Consider the following 16066-nt stretch of genomic DNA (forward strand, 5'->3'; position numbering starts at 1 on the left):
CTTGAGCTCGCCCGGCTCTGTCAGGAGAAGAGCTGCTCCAGCTTGACCAGCGAACCTGTCCAGCCATGCACATGGCGGCCGGCCGCGGCCTCGTCGTAGAACTGCTCGTGAAGCAGCGTCAGGATGGTGACATCCCCGTCCGGCTTGAGGGTCACCGTCACGCGTGAGACGCGCTCCGGCGTCGAGATCCAGGCCCAGCTGAAGACGAGGCGCTCATTTTCGACGACCTCGTGATACTCGCCGGACACGTGATGCAATTGACCATCACTGCCGCGCATCGAGATGCGATAATGGCCGCCGACGCGCGCATCGATCTCCGCCTTCTCGGCCCGGACATTCTCCGGCCCGAACCAGCGCGCGAGCAGTTCCGGTTGCGTCCAGGCGCGGTAGACCTCCGCCGGCGTCGCATTGAGCCGCCGCTTCATCGTCAGGCTGGGCGCGGTCTCGACCTTCTTGTCCATGATTATCCTCCGGTCGATCGATCAGGTCTTGTCGCTGGTCTTGCATGGTGGCGCGCCGCGATCAGGCTCCCGATCCTTGCGCGGGCGGTTGAAATAGGCCTCGAGCGCATCGAGTTTCTCACGCCAGAAGCGCTCGTAGCGGCGCAGCCACCCCATAGCTTCCTCCATCGGTGCGGCGTTCAGGCGGCACGATACCGTGCGGCCTGTCTTTTCCCGCGTGATCAGCCCGGCATCCGACAGCACGTCGAGATGTTTCATGATGGCCGGCAGCGTGACCGGAAAGGGTCGCGCCAGGTCACTGACCGAGACGGAATCCACCTCTTCGAGCCGCGCCAGAAGCGCCCGCCGCGTCGGGTCGGCCAAAGCGGCAAAGGTGCGGTCGAGCGACGGCTCTTGATACTTAACCATTGAGTTAAGTTTAGGCATCGATTCAGGCAGCGTCAAGCGCTCGTGACCAAGGGGCAGGAGACGCTGCTACGAGGCGCCTACTCCATCCAGCGCCACGCTGGCACGCTCAATCCGGCACATAGCGCCGGGACAGTTCGTTGCGATCGTCATAGGACGCTTCAAAGATCGAGGCGGCCAAGGTGGCGCGTACGTGCAGGATTCCGGCTCCGACATTCCTGAAGCCATGGCGGGCGCCTGCCGGAATCAGCACCGACTGATTGGCCGTCACCGTCCGGGTCTCGTCGCGCAGGGTGATTTCGACCGTGCCCTCGATCACTTCGAGCACCTCCTCGACAGCGTGGAGATGCATCGGCGCGCCCAGGCCGGGCTCGCAATATTGCTCGAAGATGCAGAGCTGCCGGCTCTCGACCCGTGCCGAAACGCGCATCAGCGTCCTCACCCCGTCGCGCCAGTGTTCCTGCGGCTKAGTGGCGTGATCGAGGATATCCATGGCGTTGCATTCTTCTCCCGTCGGAGCCCGCATTCAGTCGGACACGCCGTCGCGACCGGCAATGGTCATGCAGGTCGCCGTCATCATCGCGCAGAGCCTGGCCGCGCCGTCCTTCAGCGCGAAGACTTCGGCGGTCGCGAGCGTCAGGGTGCGGCCGGCCTTGACCACCCTGCCCTTMGCCACCAGCCGTTCGCCGGCAGCAGGCGCAAGAAGATTGATCTTGAACTCGGCAGTGAGGATGCCGGTGCCCGGCGGCATCATCGTCAGCGCCGCATAGCCTGCGGCGGAATCGGCGATGGTGGCGACCGCTCCGGCATGGACGAAGCCGTGCTGCTGGGTGAGATGGGCCGAGACCGGCAGCTCGATCTCGACCTCGCCAGGAGCGACACGAGCAAGCCGGGCGCCGAGCGTCGTCATGAAGGCCTGTTTGCCGAAACTCGCCTCGATGCGCCTGACCACGTCCGCATCTGAAAGCGACTGGTCGGGCACGGTCATGGCAGACTCCTATGCAGCGGCGGCCGCCTCTTCGTACCGCGAGACATGGGCGACAGCCGCACGCAAATCCGCCAGCCCCGCTTCGCTTCCGACGCAATGCTCGGCGAGATGGCGGCGGAACTGGCGCGCCCCCCGGCGGCCCGGGAACAGCCCGACGAGATGGCGGGTGAAGGCATGCAGCCGGCCACCCTTCTCGAGATGCGTCGCGATATGCGGTTCGAGCGCCTCCAGCATGGCGAAGGCATCGTCAACCGGAGCCGCCTCGCCAAAGAGCAGCGGATCGACCTGCAGCAAGACCTCTGGATTCTGATAGGCCTCGCGGCCGATCATCACCCCGTCGAGATGCGCGAGATGGGCGGGCCATTCCGCAGGAGCGCGGATGCCGCCATTGATCGCCACGATCAGGTCCGGATTGGCCGCCTTCAGACGATAGGCGCGCTCATAGTCGAGCGGCGGGATCTCGCGGTTTTCCTTCGGCGACAATCCCTGCAGCCAGGCCTTTCGAGCATGCACGACGAGCGCATCGACGCCGGCGTCTCGCACGCTGGCGGTCAGGGCATCGAGCGCCGCTTCCGGATCCTGATCATCGACGCCGATGCGGCATTTGACGGTGACGGCGACGGAGACTGCCGCCTTCATCGCCGCGACGCAGTCACCGACCAGCGCGGGCTCCCGCATCAGGCAGGCACCAAAGGCCCCGCCCTGCACGCGGTCGGAGGGACAGCCGCAGTTCAGATTGATCTCGTCATAGCCGAAATCGGCGCCGATCTTCGCGGCCTCGGCCAGCAGGGCCGGATCATTACCGCCGAGTTGCAAGGCAACGGGCTGCTCCATCGCGTCGAAGCCGATCAGGCGCTGCCGGTCGCCGCGGATCACCGCCTGCGCCGTCACCATCTCCGTATAGAGCCGCGCCCGGCGCGACATCAGGCGATGGATGACGCGGCAATGCCGGTCCGTCCAATCCATCATCGGTGCGACGGAGAATCGATATGACTGATAGTGCTGCATTTTATCCGGACATGGGCGGCGCGTGTTGAGCTTCACGCGCCCTTATACGCGAAACCAGGCGATTTTCGACCGGTTTTGCGCATGGGATTCAGCCCGGCGATCTGCCGCGCTCAAAACTGGAAGCGGAGCAGCCGGCCCATGCGCCCGAGAGGCGGAAAGGCGGAGAGGAAGAGGACCGTCAGTCGGGCGGGCCAGGACATCCTTGCTATCTGGGCCGGATCATAGCCGCGCGGATCATAGGCGGTMAGGTCGTTCCTGAGTTTCAGCCCGGGAATGCGGTCTTCAAGCTCGCGCGGCTCGTCGATGCTCCATAACAGCGTGGCGCCGGTCGCCCGCACCGCGCGGTGATGGCTGACAAGCCATAATCCGAACGGGCTGAAGGCATCGAAGGCCAGTTCGCCATGCCCGAAATGCGCAACCAGCCGTTTGATCAGCCGTGGCACGGCATCCGGTCGGAGATACATCAGCAGCCCTTCTGCAATGATCATTGTCGGCCGGCCCGAAGGCACGTCATCGAGCCAACCCGACTCCGTCACCGGGGAACCGATCAGGGTGTAACCCTGTCTTTCCGGATAGAGACGCCGGCGGAGCGCGACGACGTCGGGATAGTCCAGATCGAACCAGCGTACGCTCGGGGGCGGATCGATCCGGAAGACCCGGCTGTCGAGGCCGCAGCCGAGATGCAGCACCGTCGCATCGGGATGCCGCATGATGAAATCACTGGTCCAGCCATCGAAAATATGCGCCCGCATCGCCAGCGCGATCATGTCATCCCGGCTGACGCCCAGTTTCCGGAAGTCATAGTCGATCCGGCGGACCGCGCTCGCGGCGAAGCGATCATGCAGCAGGGAATCCCGCAGGCGGCTTTCCTCGCCCTTGGCGTAGAGGGTGATGAGGAGCGTTTCCCGCTCCCTGGTCAGGGTCACTTTCTCGGACAGCAATGACTCGGGATCAGTCTGCACTGGCCGCGCCATGTTTCGGGTGGTCTGGCTGCGCACCATTGGGCGATCCCGGATCACGTTGCTGGATCGATCGGCACGGGTCTCGGACGCTCCCTGAGCCCCTGGGCCCGCCTATCAGGGCCTGTGCAGCACCTGCGTATGTGCCGGCATGACTTCGTCCTCGAACAGCTCGGGATAGTTCTGCGCAATCCGGGGCAAGGCGTTGAGGATCTCGCGCAAATGCCTGCGCATCTCGCATTCGGCTCCATCGGCGTCTCCGGCCTCGATGGCATCGAGGATCGCAGCGTGTTGCGCAACGAGCAGCGGAACCGGCGAGGCACCGGGCAGCGACAGATAGCGGACGCGGTCAGTCTGGGCGCGAGCACCTTCGACGATGCGGGCGGCGTAGTCGCAATCGACGATCTCGGCCAGGGTCTGGTGGAAATTCTCGTCGAGCACGGCAAAGGCAGCGCGATCGGCGAGGGCAGACACCTCGCGCTGACGCTCGATCAGCCAGCGCAGCCGCATCACGTCGTCCTTGGTGATCAATGCGCTGGCCGCGCGCGCAATGGCACATTCCACCGCCTCGCGCACGAAGCGGGCATTGGCGATCGCCCGCATCGAAACCTTCATCACATAGGTGCCGCGGCTCGGCAGGACCTGCACGAGACCGGCTTCGGAGAGTTTGATGAAGGCCTCACGGACCGGCTGACGGCTGACGCCGAAGCGGCCGGCGATATCTTTTTCGGAGAGCGCCTCGCCGGGCCTGAGCTGCGTGGCGATAATCGCCTGCCGCAAGGACGAAACCAGTTGCGGAGCGATCGGATCCTTAAGGCGGAGGCTGGGTTCCATCGTCATGGGCAGAGCGTCCCGCTCATCCCCCATCCGTTGGTCTATCTAGCATACCGGTATGGTGGATGTCGCCATGCCCATACGTCGCAGGGGCCCGGCCGCCCAAAGGCGGCCGGGTTCACTTCGGCATTCTATTTCTTGGCGCGGGCGACGATCTGCGTCGGGTTGACGAAGCGCAGCGCTATCACCAGCCAGATCAGCGTCGTGATCATGTAGATCACCGCCATGGCGTCGATCGACTGCACGGCGCGGACACCCGCAGCGAAGACCGCATAATAGAGGGCGACGACGAGTGTCTGGCTGGTCGGGCCTGCGGTCAGGAAGGTCAGCTCGAACATCGCGATCGTCCTGACCAGAACCAGCAGCAATGCAGCCAGAATGCCCGGCATCAGCAGGGGCAGCAGGACGTGAATGAAGAGCTTGAAGGTGTTCGCCCCGAAGACGCGGGCGGCCGCCTCGATCTTGGTGTCGATCTGCTCGATGAACGGGATCATCACCAGGATGACGAACGGAACCGTCGGCACCAGATTGGCGAGCACGACACCCGACATGCCGCCGGCAAGACCGAGCTTGTAAAGCACCGTCGCGAGCGGGATGCCGAAGGTGATCGGCGGCACCAGCAGCGGCAGCAGGAACAGCAGCATGACGAGCTTCTTGCCCGGGAAATCCCGCCGCGCCAGCGCATAAGCGGCTGGAACGCCGAGCAGGCCCGAGAGGAACACGACCAGGAAGACGATCTGGAAGGTCACGCTCAGCACGTCGGAGAGCTGGAACTCGCTCCAGGCGGCCGAATACCAGCGCGTGGTCCAGCCGGCCGGCAGCCATGTGCCAAGCCAGCGGGTCGCGAAGGAACTCGTCACCACCGTCGCGATCATCGCGCCGAGATTGAGGATGAAGAAGCCGATGAGCGTCCAGTTGGCGGCAGCCCAGAGCTTACTGGAGAGGCGGGTATCCTTGACCATGATCTCAGCCCTTCCCGCCACCGGCGGGGCCACGGTAGAGCATGCCGCGCGCAGCCAGCACGACGACGACAATGCTGAGCTGCACCACGCCCATGATCATCGCGACGGCAGACGCCATCGAATAATCATACTCCTCGAAGGCAGCCTGATAGGCCGCGATCGAGATGACGCGCGTCGGCCCGGCCGGCGCCCCCAGCAAGACCGCCGAGGGAAAGACCGAAAAGGCCTGAACGAAGCTGAGGCAGAAGGTGATCGCCAGACCCGGCAGCAGGAGCGGCAGCAGGATGTGCTTGAACCGCTCCCAGGGTCCTGCGCCCAGCGTCGCGCCCGCCTGCTCGAGTGCCGGATCGACACCGGAGAGGTAGGACAGCGTCAGTAGGAAGGTGAAGGGGAAGCCGGTGATGACGAGCGAAATGCAGACGCCCCAGTAATTGTGCAGGAGCTTCACCGGCGTCGAGATCAGCCCGAGCGTCAGCAGGGTGCGGTTGAACCAGCCCTGGGGGCCAAGATAATTCAACAGGCCCTGCGCGACGAGAACCGTGCCGAGCGTGATCGGGATCACGAGGATCGTGGTCAGCAGGCGCTGATGTTTCATCATCCGGACCCGGAAGGCGATCGGGATCGCGAGCAGAAGCGTCACGATCGTGACCGGCAGTGCCAGCCAGAGCGTCGTCGCGATCGTCCCGTACAGGAAGGAATCCGAGAAGAAGCGCGTGTAGTTCGCCAGCATCGGCCCGGTCTTGGGCGTGAAGGAGAGCACGAGCCCATAGAGGAACGGGTAGATGAACAGCGCCAGGAGGAAGAACACCGCCGGCAGAACCAGCAGGGTCAGAGAATCGATGCCGCGTGCGGCGAGCCTCTGGCTGAGGGGGATGGATGTCGTCGCGCTCACGCCGCCCCCCCGAAAACCAGGACGCGATCGGGATCTGCGCTCAGCGTGACCTCGCCGCCCGGCGCGATGCGGTCATGCGCCAGGAAGGAGAGATCGGTCCCATCCGCCATGCGGGAGAAGCCGACGAATTCGCGACCGCGGAACTCGGTCGAGACGACGGACGCCTTGAGCCCGGCACCACCGGCTGCCGCGGGATGAAGGTCCTCTGGCCGGATCGCGAGCCAGGCCGGAGCACCGGGCGCAACCGCGCCACGCACCCGCCCGACGATCTTGGCGTCACCGACGGTGACGGTCGCACGCTCGCCCTCGACAGAGGCGACGCGGCCGGCGACCTTGTTGCGGAAGCCCATGAACTCGGCGACATCGAGATGGTCGGGGCGGGAGAACAGGTCTTCCGGCCCGCCGACCTGACGCACTTCGCCGTCACGCATCACGACGATGCGGTCGGCCAGCGACAACGCTTCTTCCTGGTCATGCGTGACGTAGATCGTGGTTGCGCCGAGCGTATTGTGGATGCGGCGGATCTCGGCGCGCATCTCGAGACGCAGCTTGGCATCGAGGTTGGAGAGCGGCTCGTCCATCAGCACGAGCGGCGGCTCGACGACGATGGCCCGGGCGATGGCGACACGCTGCTGCTGTCCGCCGGAGAGCTGGCCGGGCAGTTTTTCGGTCTGGCCCTGCAACCGGACCAGCGCTGCGGCTTCGCCGACACGCCGCTCGATCTCGGATTTCTGGACGCCGCGCATCTTCAGACCGAAGCCGATATTCCGCTTCACGCTCATATGCGGGAAGAGGGCGTAATTCTGGAACACCATGCCGAAGCCGCGCTCCTCGGGCCGCAGCGGGTCGATGCGCCGATCATCGAGCCAGATGCCGCCCCCCGTCGCTGGCAGAAGGCCCGCGATCAGGTTCAGCGTCGTCGACTTGCCGCAGCCCGACGGACCGAGAAGCGCGATGAACTCGCCCTTCTTGATCGTCAGCGACACGTCCTTGACGGCGTTGTGAGTGCCGAAGTCGCGGCTCAGATTGTCGAGCCGCAGCTCGCGGAAGTTCGCAGCGTGAATCGTCATTTAGGTCACGTCTTTGGAAAGCGGCTGATGGGTTCTGTCAGGAAATGTGACGGCGAAGCGAGCCGGCCGGAACCGGCTCACTGTCGTTAGCGGGGTTCGTTCACTTGCGCTTGGCGCCGCCGACTTCCTCGTCCCAGCGGCGGAAGGCGAGCACCATCTGGTCGGGGTCGAGCGGCGTCTCGAGCGGCGCCTCGGCGATGAGCTTCTCGTATTCGGGGCGGCCGTATTCCTTGATCGCCGCCTGGCTGTCGGCGGGCGCCATGTCGAGCGTCACGCCCTTCACCGCCGGGCCCGGATAGAAATAGCCCTCGTCATAGGTGTAGGCCTGCTGCTCCTTGGTGAGCAGGAAGTTCATCAGGTCGAGCAGCACCGCGAGCTTCTCGTCCGAGACGCCCTTCGGGATGCACATGTAGTGCGCGTCGGTGACCCAATGGAATCCCTTGAGCGCGCCGACCTTGGCTTCCTTGGGCACGACGCCGAGCACGCGCGGGTTAATGTCCCAGCCCGTGGTCGTGACGGTCATGTCGCGGGAGCCTTCGCCGAGCTCCTTCATCACCGCACCCGTGCCGGCCGGGTAGTACTCGACGTTCTCGCCCAGCGCCTTGAGATAGGCCCAGGTCTTGTCCCAGCCCTTGACCGGGTCCTTCGGGTTCGAATCCCCGAGGATATAGGGCAGGCCCATGATCCAGGTCCGGCCGGGGCCCGAATTGGCGGGGCGCGCGTAGAAGAAGCGGTTCTTGTTCTCGCGGGTATAGGCGAGCAGCTCCTCCGCCGTCGTCGGCACCTTCTTGACCTTGTCAGGCATGTATTCGAGCAGCGGCCCGGACGGATAATAGGTCACCACGACGCCCTGGCCGCTCGCGAGGCCCTGCATCTTGGCGGCACCTTCGAGATAGATCTCGTCGAGCTTCGGCAGCGAGCCTGCAAGCTGCGGCAGCAGCGGCGTCCAGAGCTTCTGGTCGACACCGGCGGAGAGCGCATCGGTCCCGGTCAGCACCATGTCGATATCGACGCGGTTCGCTTCCTGCTGCGCCTTCAGCTTGCCCGGAAGCTCCGGCGCAGGCGCCTTGGTAAAGGTGATGCGCGAGACCAGATTCGGCTTGGCCTTGCGGTAATTCTCAATGGCCTTCTGCGTCAGCGCCAGATTGCCGGCGACATCGACGACGGAAAGCGCGACCGGCGAGGTCGGCAGTTTGAGCTGCTGCGCGAAGGCGCCCGGCGCATAGGCCGCGGCACCGGCGAGACCTGCGACGCCGCCGAGAAATGTGCGCCGATTGATGCTGTCCTGGACCATGACTTCTCCCTTCGGTACGGATTTACCGCTTTTGGATTCTTAGACACCTTTCGGCATCAGCCTCGGCGAAGTTCACATTGACGCCGCCTCGGATTGCCCGGTATCCTAGTATACTAGTGGACCAGAGCTTGGCAATGGGCAGCGCAGCGGCACGACAAAGCACAGACCAGATTCACCGCGCCTTGCGGGACGACGTCCTCAACGCGGTGCTCCTGCCGGGCGAGGCGATGTCGGAAGCGCGGATGGCCGTCCAGTTCGGGGTCAGCCGCACGCCCGTGCGCGAGGCCTTCAAGCGACTGGTCGACGAAGGTTTCCTGGTGGTCGTGCCGCAGGTCGGCACCTTCGTCGCGCCGATCGATCTGGCGGCAGTCTATGACAGCCAGTTCGTGCGCGAAACCTTGGAATGCCGCACTGTCACGCTGGCTGCGCAGCGGATCGACGATGCCGGGCGCGCCGCACTGGAACGGCTGATCACCCAGCAGGAACAAGCGCTCGCAGTGGGCGATCGCGTCAATTTCTTCCGTGCTGACGAGGCCTTCCATGCCGAGCTCTCGCGGCTATCGGGACACCCCTCGGTCTGGGGCCTGATCGAAGGCGTCAAGGCGCAGCTTGACCGCGTGCGCTGCCTGTCGCTCGAGGCCGCGTCCTGGCCCGGCATGATCATGGACCAGCATCGCGAGATCGCCGCGAGGGTCAGCGCCGGCGACGTGCTCGGCGCCGAGACGGCAATGCGGGCGCATCTGCGCACGGTGTTCGACGCCATCGAGGCGATCGCACGCAATCATGTTGACGCCTTCGTCGCCAACACCCCGATCCGCAAGGCCTGAGCCGGCCGCATTCTCTGCATCACGACAAGAAACGACAAGGAAGGAACGCGACGATGGAACAAACTTGGCGCTGGTTCGGGCCGGACGATGTGGTGACGCTCGCCCAGGCACGGCAGGCGGGCGCGCAAGGCATCGTCAACGCGCTGCATCAGATTCCCTATGGCGTCGTCTGGAGCGTCGAGGAGATCGAGGCGCGCAAGGCGATCATCGAAAAGGACAAGAGCCTCGGCCTGCGCTGGTCCGTGGTCGAGAGCCTGCCGATCCATGAAAGCGTCAAGATCGGCGAAGGCGATCTCGAGCCGATCTTCGTCAACTACCGCCAGTCGCTGCGCAATCTCGCCGCCTGCGGCATCGAGGTGGTCTGCTACAACTTCATGCCGGTTCTCGACTGGACCCGGACCGAACTCGCCTGCCCCCTGCCCGGCGGCGGCACGGCGCTGCGCTTCAACCTGCATGAATATGTCGCCTTCGACCATTTCATGCTGGAGCGACCTGGCGCCGCCGACGGCCACTCTGCCGAGGTGATGGACCGGGCCAAGGCCTGGTTCGAGCGCTCGACCGAGGCCGATCGCGCCCGTCTGCTCGCCAATATCATGGCCGGGCTGCCCGGCGCCTATGATCGCTATGACGTGCCCGGCCTGAAGCGCATGCTCGCGCGCTATCATGAGATGAGCCATGACGGGTTGCGCGCCAATCTGAAGCGGTTCCTCGAGGCGGTGATCCCGACTGCGGAAGAGGTCGGGATTCGCATGTGCATTCACCCCGACGATCCGCCGCGCCCACTCTTCGGCCTGCCGCGCATCTGCTMGGACGAGAGCGACATCGCCTTCATACTCAGTGCGGTCGATACCCCGTCCAATGGCCTGACGCTGTGCTCGGGCTCGCTGGGGGCCAACCCAGGGAACGACGTGCCCGGAATCGCCCGGCGCTTCGCCGACCGGATCTGGTTCGCGCATCTGCGCAATGTCGCCAAGGATCCGGACGGCTCCTTCATGGAGGCAGAGCATCTCGGCGGCGACACCGACATGGTGGCGCTGGTCGATGTGCTGATGGTCGAGGAGCAGCGCCGCAAGGCCGCCGGCTGGCGCCATTGGCGCATCCCGATGCGGCCCGATCACGGCCATGAACTGCTCGACGATATCGGCAAGGGCAGCTTCCCGGGCTATCCGGCCGTCGGCCGCCTGCGCGGCCTCGCGGAGCTGCGCGGCGTGATGGCCACCCTGACCAGCCTGCGCGGCTACGACGCCTGATCAGGCCAGGGACGCTACTTAGGCCAGAAGACGCTGATCGGCGAGCTGCACCAGCTTGCCGCCAGCAATCGTCGCAACGACGCGCGGCTGCGGCGCATCCTCGACGATGATCAGATCCGCCCGCCTGCCCGGCGCAATGACGCCGCGATCGGCCAGGCCAAGGGCTTCCGCCGGGGCCTCGGAAACCAGCCTCCAGGCCTCGGGAAAGCTCGCCGTGCCGTTGCGCGCCAGCATGAAGGGCGCCAGCAGCAGCGCCGGATAATAGTAATCCGACGCCAGAATGGTGCAGAGCCGCTTGCCGACCATATCCTCGGCGGCCGGGCAGCCGGTATGCGAACCGCCGCGTACGACATTGGGCGCGCCGAACACCGTCGCCTCGTCATGCGCGACCGCCTCGCGCGCCGTCGCCTCATCCATCGGGAACTCCGCCACGGTCACGCCGAGCGAGCGATACCAACGCCGCATGTCCGGGCTCATGTCGTCATGCGAGAGCGTCGGAATGCCGGCGGCCAGCGAGGCCTTCGCCAGCCGCGCKACCGATTCCGGCACGTCGTCGCCGCGGTCATGGGCGTTCTGCGCCAGGGCCATGAAGTCGGCATGTGAGAGGCCGGTGCGCTCGACCATCTTGGCGACCTTGTCCGGCCGGGTCGTCTCCTTGAGGATGCCGCCGGTATGGTCGTTGAAGGCCAGCACTCCGACGCGCCCCGCCTGCAGCCACTCGATAATCTCGGCCTCGGCATCGAGGTTGAAGGTCTCGTGGCGCAAATGAAATCGGGTATCGGCCCCAAGTTCCGGCCCGAGCCGTGCAATCGCCTCGACCAGGCGCCGCGCATTACCGGCTCCGCGCAGGCCGGGTTCCCAGGACCAGGTGACGCCGTGGAAGGCCGTGGTGATACCGCAGCTCAGCATGGCGCGATCGGCATCGCGCAGAGCGAGATCGATATCGAACGACACGCGCGGTCGCGGCATGATGTGCCGCTCGAAGGCATCACCATGACAATCGACCATGCCCGGCAGGACGAGCAGGCCGGTGGCGTCCAGGCGCAAGGCGCCGGCAGGAGGAGACGCATCGAGCGCAGCGATGGACGATCCATCGGTGACGAGATCGGCACGGGTGAGCGCGGCGGTCAGAACTGTTCCGCCCGTGATATGAAGTGACACGCCCGCCTCCGCCGCAGCCCCTGGGAGGGCGCGCTTGACGGGTCAGCATGACGGCAGAATGACAAGCGGGCCGGTCAGGATGGCGTCCGGCCTTGTTCAACGCACCGAGACCGGCGACAACGTCATCGACCGGGCGGCCTTCCGCAAAGCCGGCATCGTCCACTGCGATCAGCAAGCGGCGGCATCGGCGAGGCGCAGGACGGTGACGCTCCGGCCCAGGATCATTTCAAGACCTCGGTCGCGGTGATGATGGAACGGGCGATGTCGACCAGCTTGCGCTTCTCGTTCATCGCGGTGCGGCGCATCAGGGCATAGGCCTCCGCTTCGGGGAGCCCCTTGAGGCGCATGACGATCCCCTTGGCATGATCGATCAGCGCGCGGTCGTCGCGCTGCGACCGCACCTCGTCCAGCCCCTCGCGCAGCTTCGAGGCAGCGTCGAAGCGACTGATGCAGGCCTGGAGGATCGGCTTGAGCGCCGCCCGGTTCAGCCCGTCGACGGCATAGACCGCGACCCCTGCCTCGACGGCCGCCTCGATCAAGGCCGGATCCGGCGGCTCGACGAACAGGGTGACCGGCCGCTTCGGGCGCTGGCTGACCAAAAATGCCTCAGCCAGCGCATGATGGTCGGGGCTCGCGAGATCGATCACGACTACATCGGGGTCATGTGACTCAACGCTAGTGACTTGCCCGTTTGTCGCACCGATTTGGACGAGATCGGTAAAGCCCGCCTCGCGCAAGCCCTCGTCGAGAATGGCAGCCCGGACCGGGTTGGCGTCGACGATCAGAATTTTCAACGCAGGTGTCATGAGCCACGACGCCTAACGCAGTGAGGATAAGGCCCGTCCTCAGCCCGACAGGATTGCGACACCTGCCAGAATGAAACCACCACCGGCGATGCGGGCAAGCTGCGGCATCCGCACCGCAAGCTGGCCCGCAAGAAGCAAGCCTACTCCATGCAGGGCAGATGTCGCGATCACAAAGCCGATCGCATAGCTCACACCGCTGGCATCCTCCGGCATCTCGGCGCCATGGGCAAAGCCGTGGAAGATCGCGAAGATCCCGCAGGCAAGGGCGCCGGCAGCGAGCGGCGGCGCGAGATTGAGTGCGATGGCAAGCCCGAGGATGACGATGGAAAAGGCGATACCGACCTCCGCGCCTGGAAGCGGTCCGCCGGACATCGCCCAGAGCCCGGCCAGCGCCATGGCCGAAACGAAGGTGATGGGGTAGGCGATGCGCGCCCTGCCACCGACGAGCCCGGCCCAGAGGCCGACCGCGATCATCGCCAGCGCATGATCCAACCCGGTGAGCGGATGCTGCAGCCCGTGAACGAGACCATCTACGGAGCCCACTCCGGTATGGGCAAGGGCGGGTGCCGCCATCATCGTCACGAGCGACGCCAGGGCGCCCGTCAACCGCGTCAGCATGTTCGCCTCCTCTATCCCGGGGCGATCGCCTTCAGGCCGCCCACGGTCTCGATGAAATCCACCACCGCATCGACGCCCTCGCCCTCCCGCGTATTGGTGAAGACGAAGGGTCGCTTGCCCCGCATGGTTCTTGAGTCCCGGTCCATCACAGCAAGATCCGCGCCAACATGCGGAGCGAGATCGGTCTTGTTGATGACGAGCAGGTCCGAGCGGGTGATGCCCGGGCCGCCCTTGCGCGGGATCTTCTCGCCGGCTGCGACATCGATCACGTAGATCGTCAGATCGGCGAGTTCGGGCGAGAAGGTCGCCGCCAGATTATCTCCGCCGGACTCGATCAGGATCAGGTCGAGCGCGGGAAATTTGCCGCGCATTTCCTCGACCGCGGCGAGGTTGATCGAACAATCCTCGCGAATGGCGGTATGCGGGCAGCCGCCGGTCTCGACGCCCATGATGCGCTCCTCCGGCAGCGCTCCTGCAACGGTCAGGAGACGCGCATCCTCCTTGGTGTAGATGTCATTGGTGATGGCGCAGAGATCGTAACGATCGCGCATGCGCTTGCAGAGCACCTCCATCAGGGCGGTCTTGCCGGAACCGACCGGGCCGCCGATGCCGACGCGCAAGGGGCCGTGGGGAGAGCGGATCATGAGCGGAACAGCCTCGAATACTGGGTTTCGTGGCGCAGGGACGCAAGGTCCGAGCGCAGCGCGCAGCCGCCGAGATCGGCGAGCGTCGCGGTTTCCGCGCGCGTGGCAGCCGCATGCAAGGACGGCACCAGCCCAGCCGTGATCCTCTGCCCGTCGGTCTGGCCGATGATGCCGAGCCTGACCGAGGCCGAAACCAGATTGGCGACGAAGGCGAGGCTGTAGGCTTCCAGCGCCGGGCGCAGCGGCAGGTCATGGCCGCTGGCGGCGGACGCGACCGCGACGGGATAGGCGACGTCGCCCTCCCAGGCAGCGCGGAGCCGATCAAATGCCGCGCAGGGCCAGGCGGCGCGAACGGCCGCGACGAACGCATTGCCCTGCGTCACCGTTTCCAGCCTCCGCTCCGCGGAGTTCGCCAGCGCCAGGGCCAGCTCCGCCACCTCGCTCAGCGCCGCGCCGTCCTCAGCCCCGAGGGCGTTGTAGGCGCACGTGAACAGGACGAGGTCGTTATGGAGGGAGCCATGGCCGACGAGCGCCTCGAGCCAATCGCGAAGCGTGTCGGCATTGGTGAGGTCGCCGGCCTCGAAGGCCCATTCCAGCCCATGCGAATAGGCAAAAGCGCCGACCGGGAAGGACGGCGAAAGCCAGACCATCAACCGCAGATGGGCGTGCGACATCAGCCCTCAATGGTCGTGCTTGTGACCCTTGTGCGCGTGTTCGGCGCCATGATGGTGGCCGTCGTCATGCTTGTGATMATGATCGCCATGGCCGTGGTCGTGGCCACAGCCGCAATCCGCGCCGTGGGCATGCGCGTGGGCGTGGGCGTGGTTCGCGTGATCATCACGTTTGTTCTCGTGGTGGTCGTGCCCATGGTGGTTATGGCCATGGTGGTCGTGAGCATGATCCAGGCCGGCGTGAGCGTGCCCCTTGTCGTGATGAGCGTGGCCGTGATCGTGCCCGCAGCCGCAGGATGCATCATGCGCGTGATCGTGATCATGACCGTGTTCATGGTCGTGGGCGTGACCGTGATCATAGGCTCCGCGCTCGGGCTGGAACGGACGTTCGACCACGCTCATGGCGCAGCCCTGGCCACGGACCATCTCGGCGAGGACATGGTCGTTCTCGATATAGATCGCGTCCGCCGTGATTTCCGCGGGCGTGTGCCGGTTGCCGATATGCCAGGCGACGCGCATCAGCCGCAATGGGTTCTCGGCCCGCACTTCGAGCAGGCTCTGCGCAGCGGCCCTGACCAGGACCAGGCCGCCGTCTTCGAGCTTCACGGCATCGCCATCGTTCAGAACCGTCGGCTTGTCGAGATCGAGGAGGATCTCGCGCCCGCCATCGCCTTTCAGCGCGATGCGGCGGCGATTGCGATCCTCATGGTCGAGCGTCAGGGTCTCAACGACCTTGTCCTGCTTGACCGCGGCCTTGCGGACGACGGAGGTGGCGCGCAGCATGATGGTACCCGTGACAACGAAATGGATCAGAGGCGATCGACCGATCGCGGCTCGACCACTTCGATCACCGGAGGCGTCGTGACGCAAGCCCCCGCGATCTCGAGGAACGCCTGAAGATGCGGCTGCTGCAGGTGGCGGTCGATATGCTCGCGCTGCTCCCAGCTCTCCACCGACACGAAATACCCGGGCTCCGTAATGCTCTCATGCATGTCATAGGCGAGACAGCCATGTTCGCGACGTGTCGCGGCGATACAGTCCTGCGCCGCAGCGACAAAGGCTGCGCGGGTTTCCGGGCGGATGCGCGCCCGCGCAATGACGATAACCGGATCCGACATACCGCGTTCTCCTCTCGTGCCTGAGGGCGCTTCACCCGCCCAGAGAGAATACGCACGTTTCGGCGGGCTGGATGCAGCCGCCGCGCCCTCTGCAGCAG

The 16066-nt window shown here is 65.5% G+C and carries 20 protein-coding genes; 2 read left to right on the forward strand and 18 right to left on the reverse strand.

What is annotated here, in order from left to right; translation table 11 throughout:
- Window positions 1–20: 20 nt before the first annotated feature.
- The 11 genes from AC1DIO_RS14745 to AC1DIO_RS14795 form a co-directional block, all read right to left on the reverse strand.
- Window positions 21–461 (reverse strand): SRPBCC family protein, encoded by a 441-nt coding sequence (locus tag AC1DIO_RS14745; RefSeq protein WP_441506587.1) that lies wholly within the window; start codon window positions 459–461, stop codon window positions 21–23.
- Between the two features lie 21 nt (window positions 462–482).
- A complete protein-coding gene (locus tag AC1DIO_RS14750; RefSeq protein WP_476853579.1) occupies window positions 483–905 on the reverse strand; it encodes an ArsR/SmtB family transcription factor in 423 nt (140 codons plus the stop codon).
- 70 nt (window positions 906–975) lie between these two features.
- Entirely contained in the window at window positions 976–1359 is a 384-nt protein-coding gene (locus AC1DIO_RS14755) for a cupin domain-containing protein (protein ID WP_476853580.1), read from the reverse strand.
- A gap of 33 nt (window positions 1360–1392) precedes the next feature.
- Window positions 1393–1854 carry a PaaI family thioesterase gene (locus AC1DIO_RS14760; RefSeq protein ID WP_441489181.1) on the reverse strand — a complete coding sequence of 154 codons (462 nt, stop codon included), beginning with the start codon at window positions 1852–1854 and terminating at the stop codon, window positions 1393–1395.
- Between the two features lie 9 nt (window positions 1855–1863).
- Entirely contained in the window at window positions 1864–2862 is a 999-nt protein-coding gene (dusA, locus tag AC1DIO_RS14765; RefSeq protein WP_476853581.1) for a tRNA dihydrouridine(20/20a) synthase DusA, read from the reverse strand.
- A 110-nt stretch (window positions 2863–2972) separates the two neighbouring features.
- A complete protein-coding gene (locus tag AC1DIO_RS14770; protein ID WP_476853582.1) occupies window positions 2973–3863 on the reverse strand; it encodes a class I SAM-dependent methyltransferase in 891 nt (296 codons plus the stop codon).
- Between the two features lie 75 nt (window positions 3864–3938).
- Window positions 3939–4661, reverse strand: a complete 723-nt coding sequence (locus AC1DIO_RS14775; RefSeq protein WP_441489178.1) for a GntR family transcriptional regulator — start codon at window positions 4659–4661, stop codon at window positions 3939–3941.
- 125 nt (window positions 4662–4786) lie between these two features.
- Window positions 4787–5617, reverse strand: coding sequence for an ABC transporter permease (locus AC1DIO_RS14780; RefSeq protein ID WP_069882107.1), 831 nt, complete (start codon window positions 5615–5617; stop codon window positions 4787–4789).
- 4 nt (window positions 5618–5621) lie between these two features.
- Window positions 5622–6509 carry an ABC transporter permease gene (locus AC1DIO_RS14785; protein ID WP_441478761.1) on the reverse strand — a complete coding sequence of 296 codons (888 nt, stop codon included), beginning with the start codon at window positions 6507–6509 and terminating at the stop codon, window positions 5622–5624.
- The gene (locus AC1DIO_RS14790) at window positions 6506–7579 is read right to left on the reverse strand and encodes an ABC transporter ATP-binding protein (RefSeq protein WP_476853583.1); all 1074 of its coding nucleotides are present in this window, start codon (window positions 7577–7579) and stop codon (window positions 6506–6508) included. The genes AC1DIO_RS14785 and AC1DIO_RS14790 overlap by 4 nt, the downstream gene beginning before the upstream one ends.
- Before the next feature lie 100 nt (window positions 7580–7679).
- A complete protein-coding gene (locus AC1DIO_RS14795; protein ID WP_441489176.1) occupies window positions 7680–8873 on the reverse strand; it encodes an ABC transporter substrate-binding protein in 1194 nt (397 codons plus the stop codon).
- 134 nt (window positions 8874–9007) lie between these two features.
- Between AC1DIO_RS14795 and AC1DIO_RS14800 the strand changes: the two genes are divergently transcribed.
- Both AC1DIO_RS14800 and uxuA read left to right on the forward strand, forming a co-directional pair.
- Window positions 9008–9700, forward strand: a complete 693-nt coding sequence (locus AC1DIO_RS14800; protein WP_476853584.1) for a GntR family transcriptional regulator — start codon at window positions 9008–9010, stop codon at window positions 9698–9700.
- Between the two features lie 53 nt (window positions 9701–9753).
- Complete coding sequence (gene uxuA / locus AC1DIO_RS14805) at window positions 9754–10950, forward strand: mannonate dehydratase (RefSeq protein ID WP_476853585.1); 1197 nt, start codon at window positions 9754–9756, stop codon at window positions 10948–10950.
- An 18-nt stretch (window positions 10951–10968) separates the two neighbouring features.
- Here uxuA and AC1DIO_RS14810 read toward each other — a convergent pair whose 3' ends face one another.
- The 7 genes from AC1DIO_RS14810 to AC1DIO_RS14840 form a co-directional block, all read right to left on the reverse strand.
- Window positions 10969–12111, reverse strand: coding sequence for an alpha-D-ribose 1-methylphosphonate 5-triphosphate diphosphatase (locus AC1DIO_RS14810; RefSeq protein ID WP_441506594.1), 1143 nt, complete (start codon window positions 12109–12111; stop codon window positions 10969–10971).
- A gap of 221 nt (window positions 12112–12332) precedes the next feature.
- The gene (locus AC1DIO_RS14815) at window positions 12333–12917 is read right to left on the reverse strand and encodes an ANTAR domain-containing response regulator (RefSeq protein WP_441506595.1); all 585 of its coding nucleotides are present in this window, start codon (window positions 12915–12917) and stop codon (window positions 12333–12335) included.
- Window positions 12918–12956: 39 nt separating this feature from the next.
- Complete coding sequence (locus AC1DIO_RS14820; protein WP_476853586.1) at window positions 12957–13535, reverse strand: HupE/UreJ family protein; 579 nt, start codon at window positions 13533–13535, stop codon at window positions 12957–12959.
- An 11-nt stretch (window positions 13536–13546) separates the two neighbouring features.
- Window positions 13547–14179, reverse strand: coding sequence for an urease accessory protein UreG (gene ureG / locus AC1DIO_RS14825; protein WP_441489162.1), 633 nt, complete (start codon window positions 14177–14179; stop codon window positions 13547–13549).
- Complete coding sequence (locus AC1DIO_RS14830; protein ID WP_476853587.1) at window positions 14176–14853, reverse strand: urease accessory protein UreF; 678 nt, start codon at window positions 14851–14853, stop codon at window positions 14176–14178. The genes ureG and AC1DIO_RS14830 overlap by 4 nt, the downstream gene beginning before the upstream one ends.
- Before the next feature lie 6 nt (window positions 14854–14859).
- Window positions 14860–15633, reverse strand: coding sequence for an urease accessory protein UreE (ureE, locus tag AC1DIO_RS14835; RefSeq protein ID WP_476853588.1), 774 nt, complete (start codon window positions 15631–15633; stop codon window positions 14860–14862).
- Window positions 15634–15659: 26 nt separating this feature from the next.
- Complete coding sequence (locus AC1DIO_RS14840) at window positions 15660–15968, reverse strand: putative quinol monooxygenase (RefSeq protein WP_113514657.1); 309 nt, start codon at window positions 15966–15968, stop codon at window positions 15660–15662.
- Between the last annotated feature and the right edge of the window lie 98 nt (window positions 15969–16066).

It is taken from the genome of Allobosea sp. 05T439 (assembly GCF_056396005.1).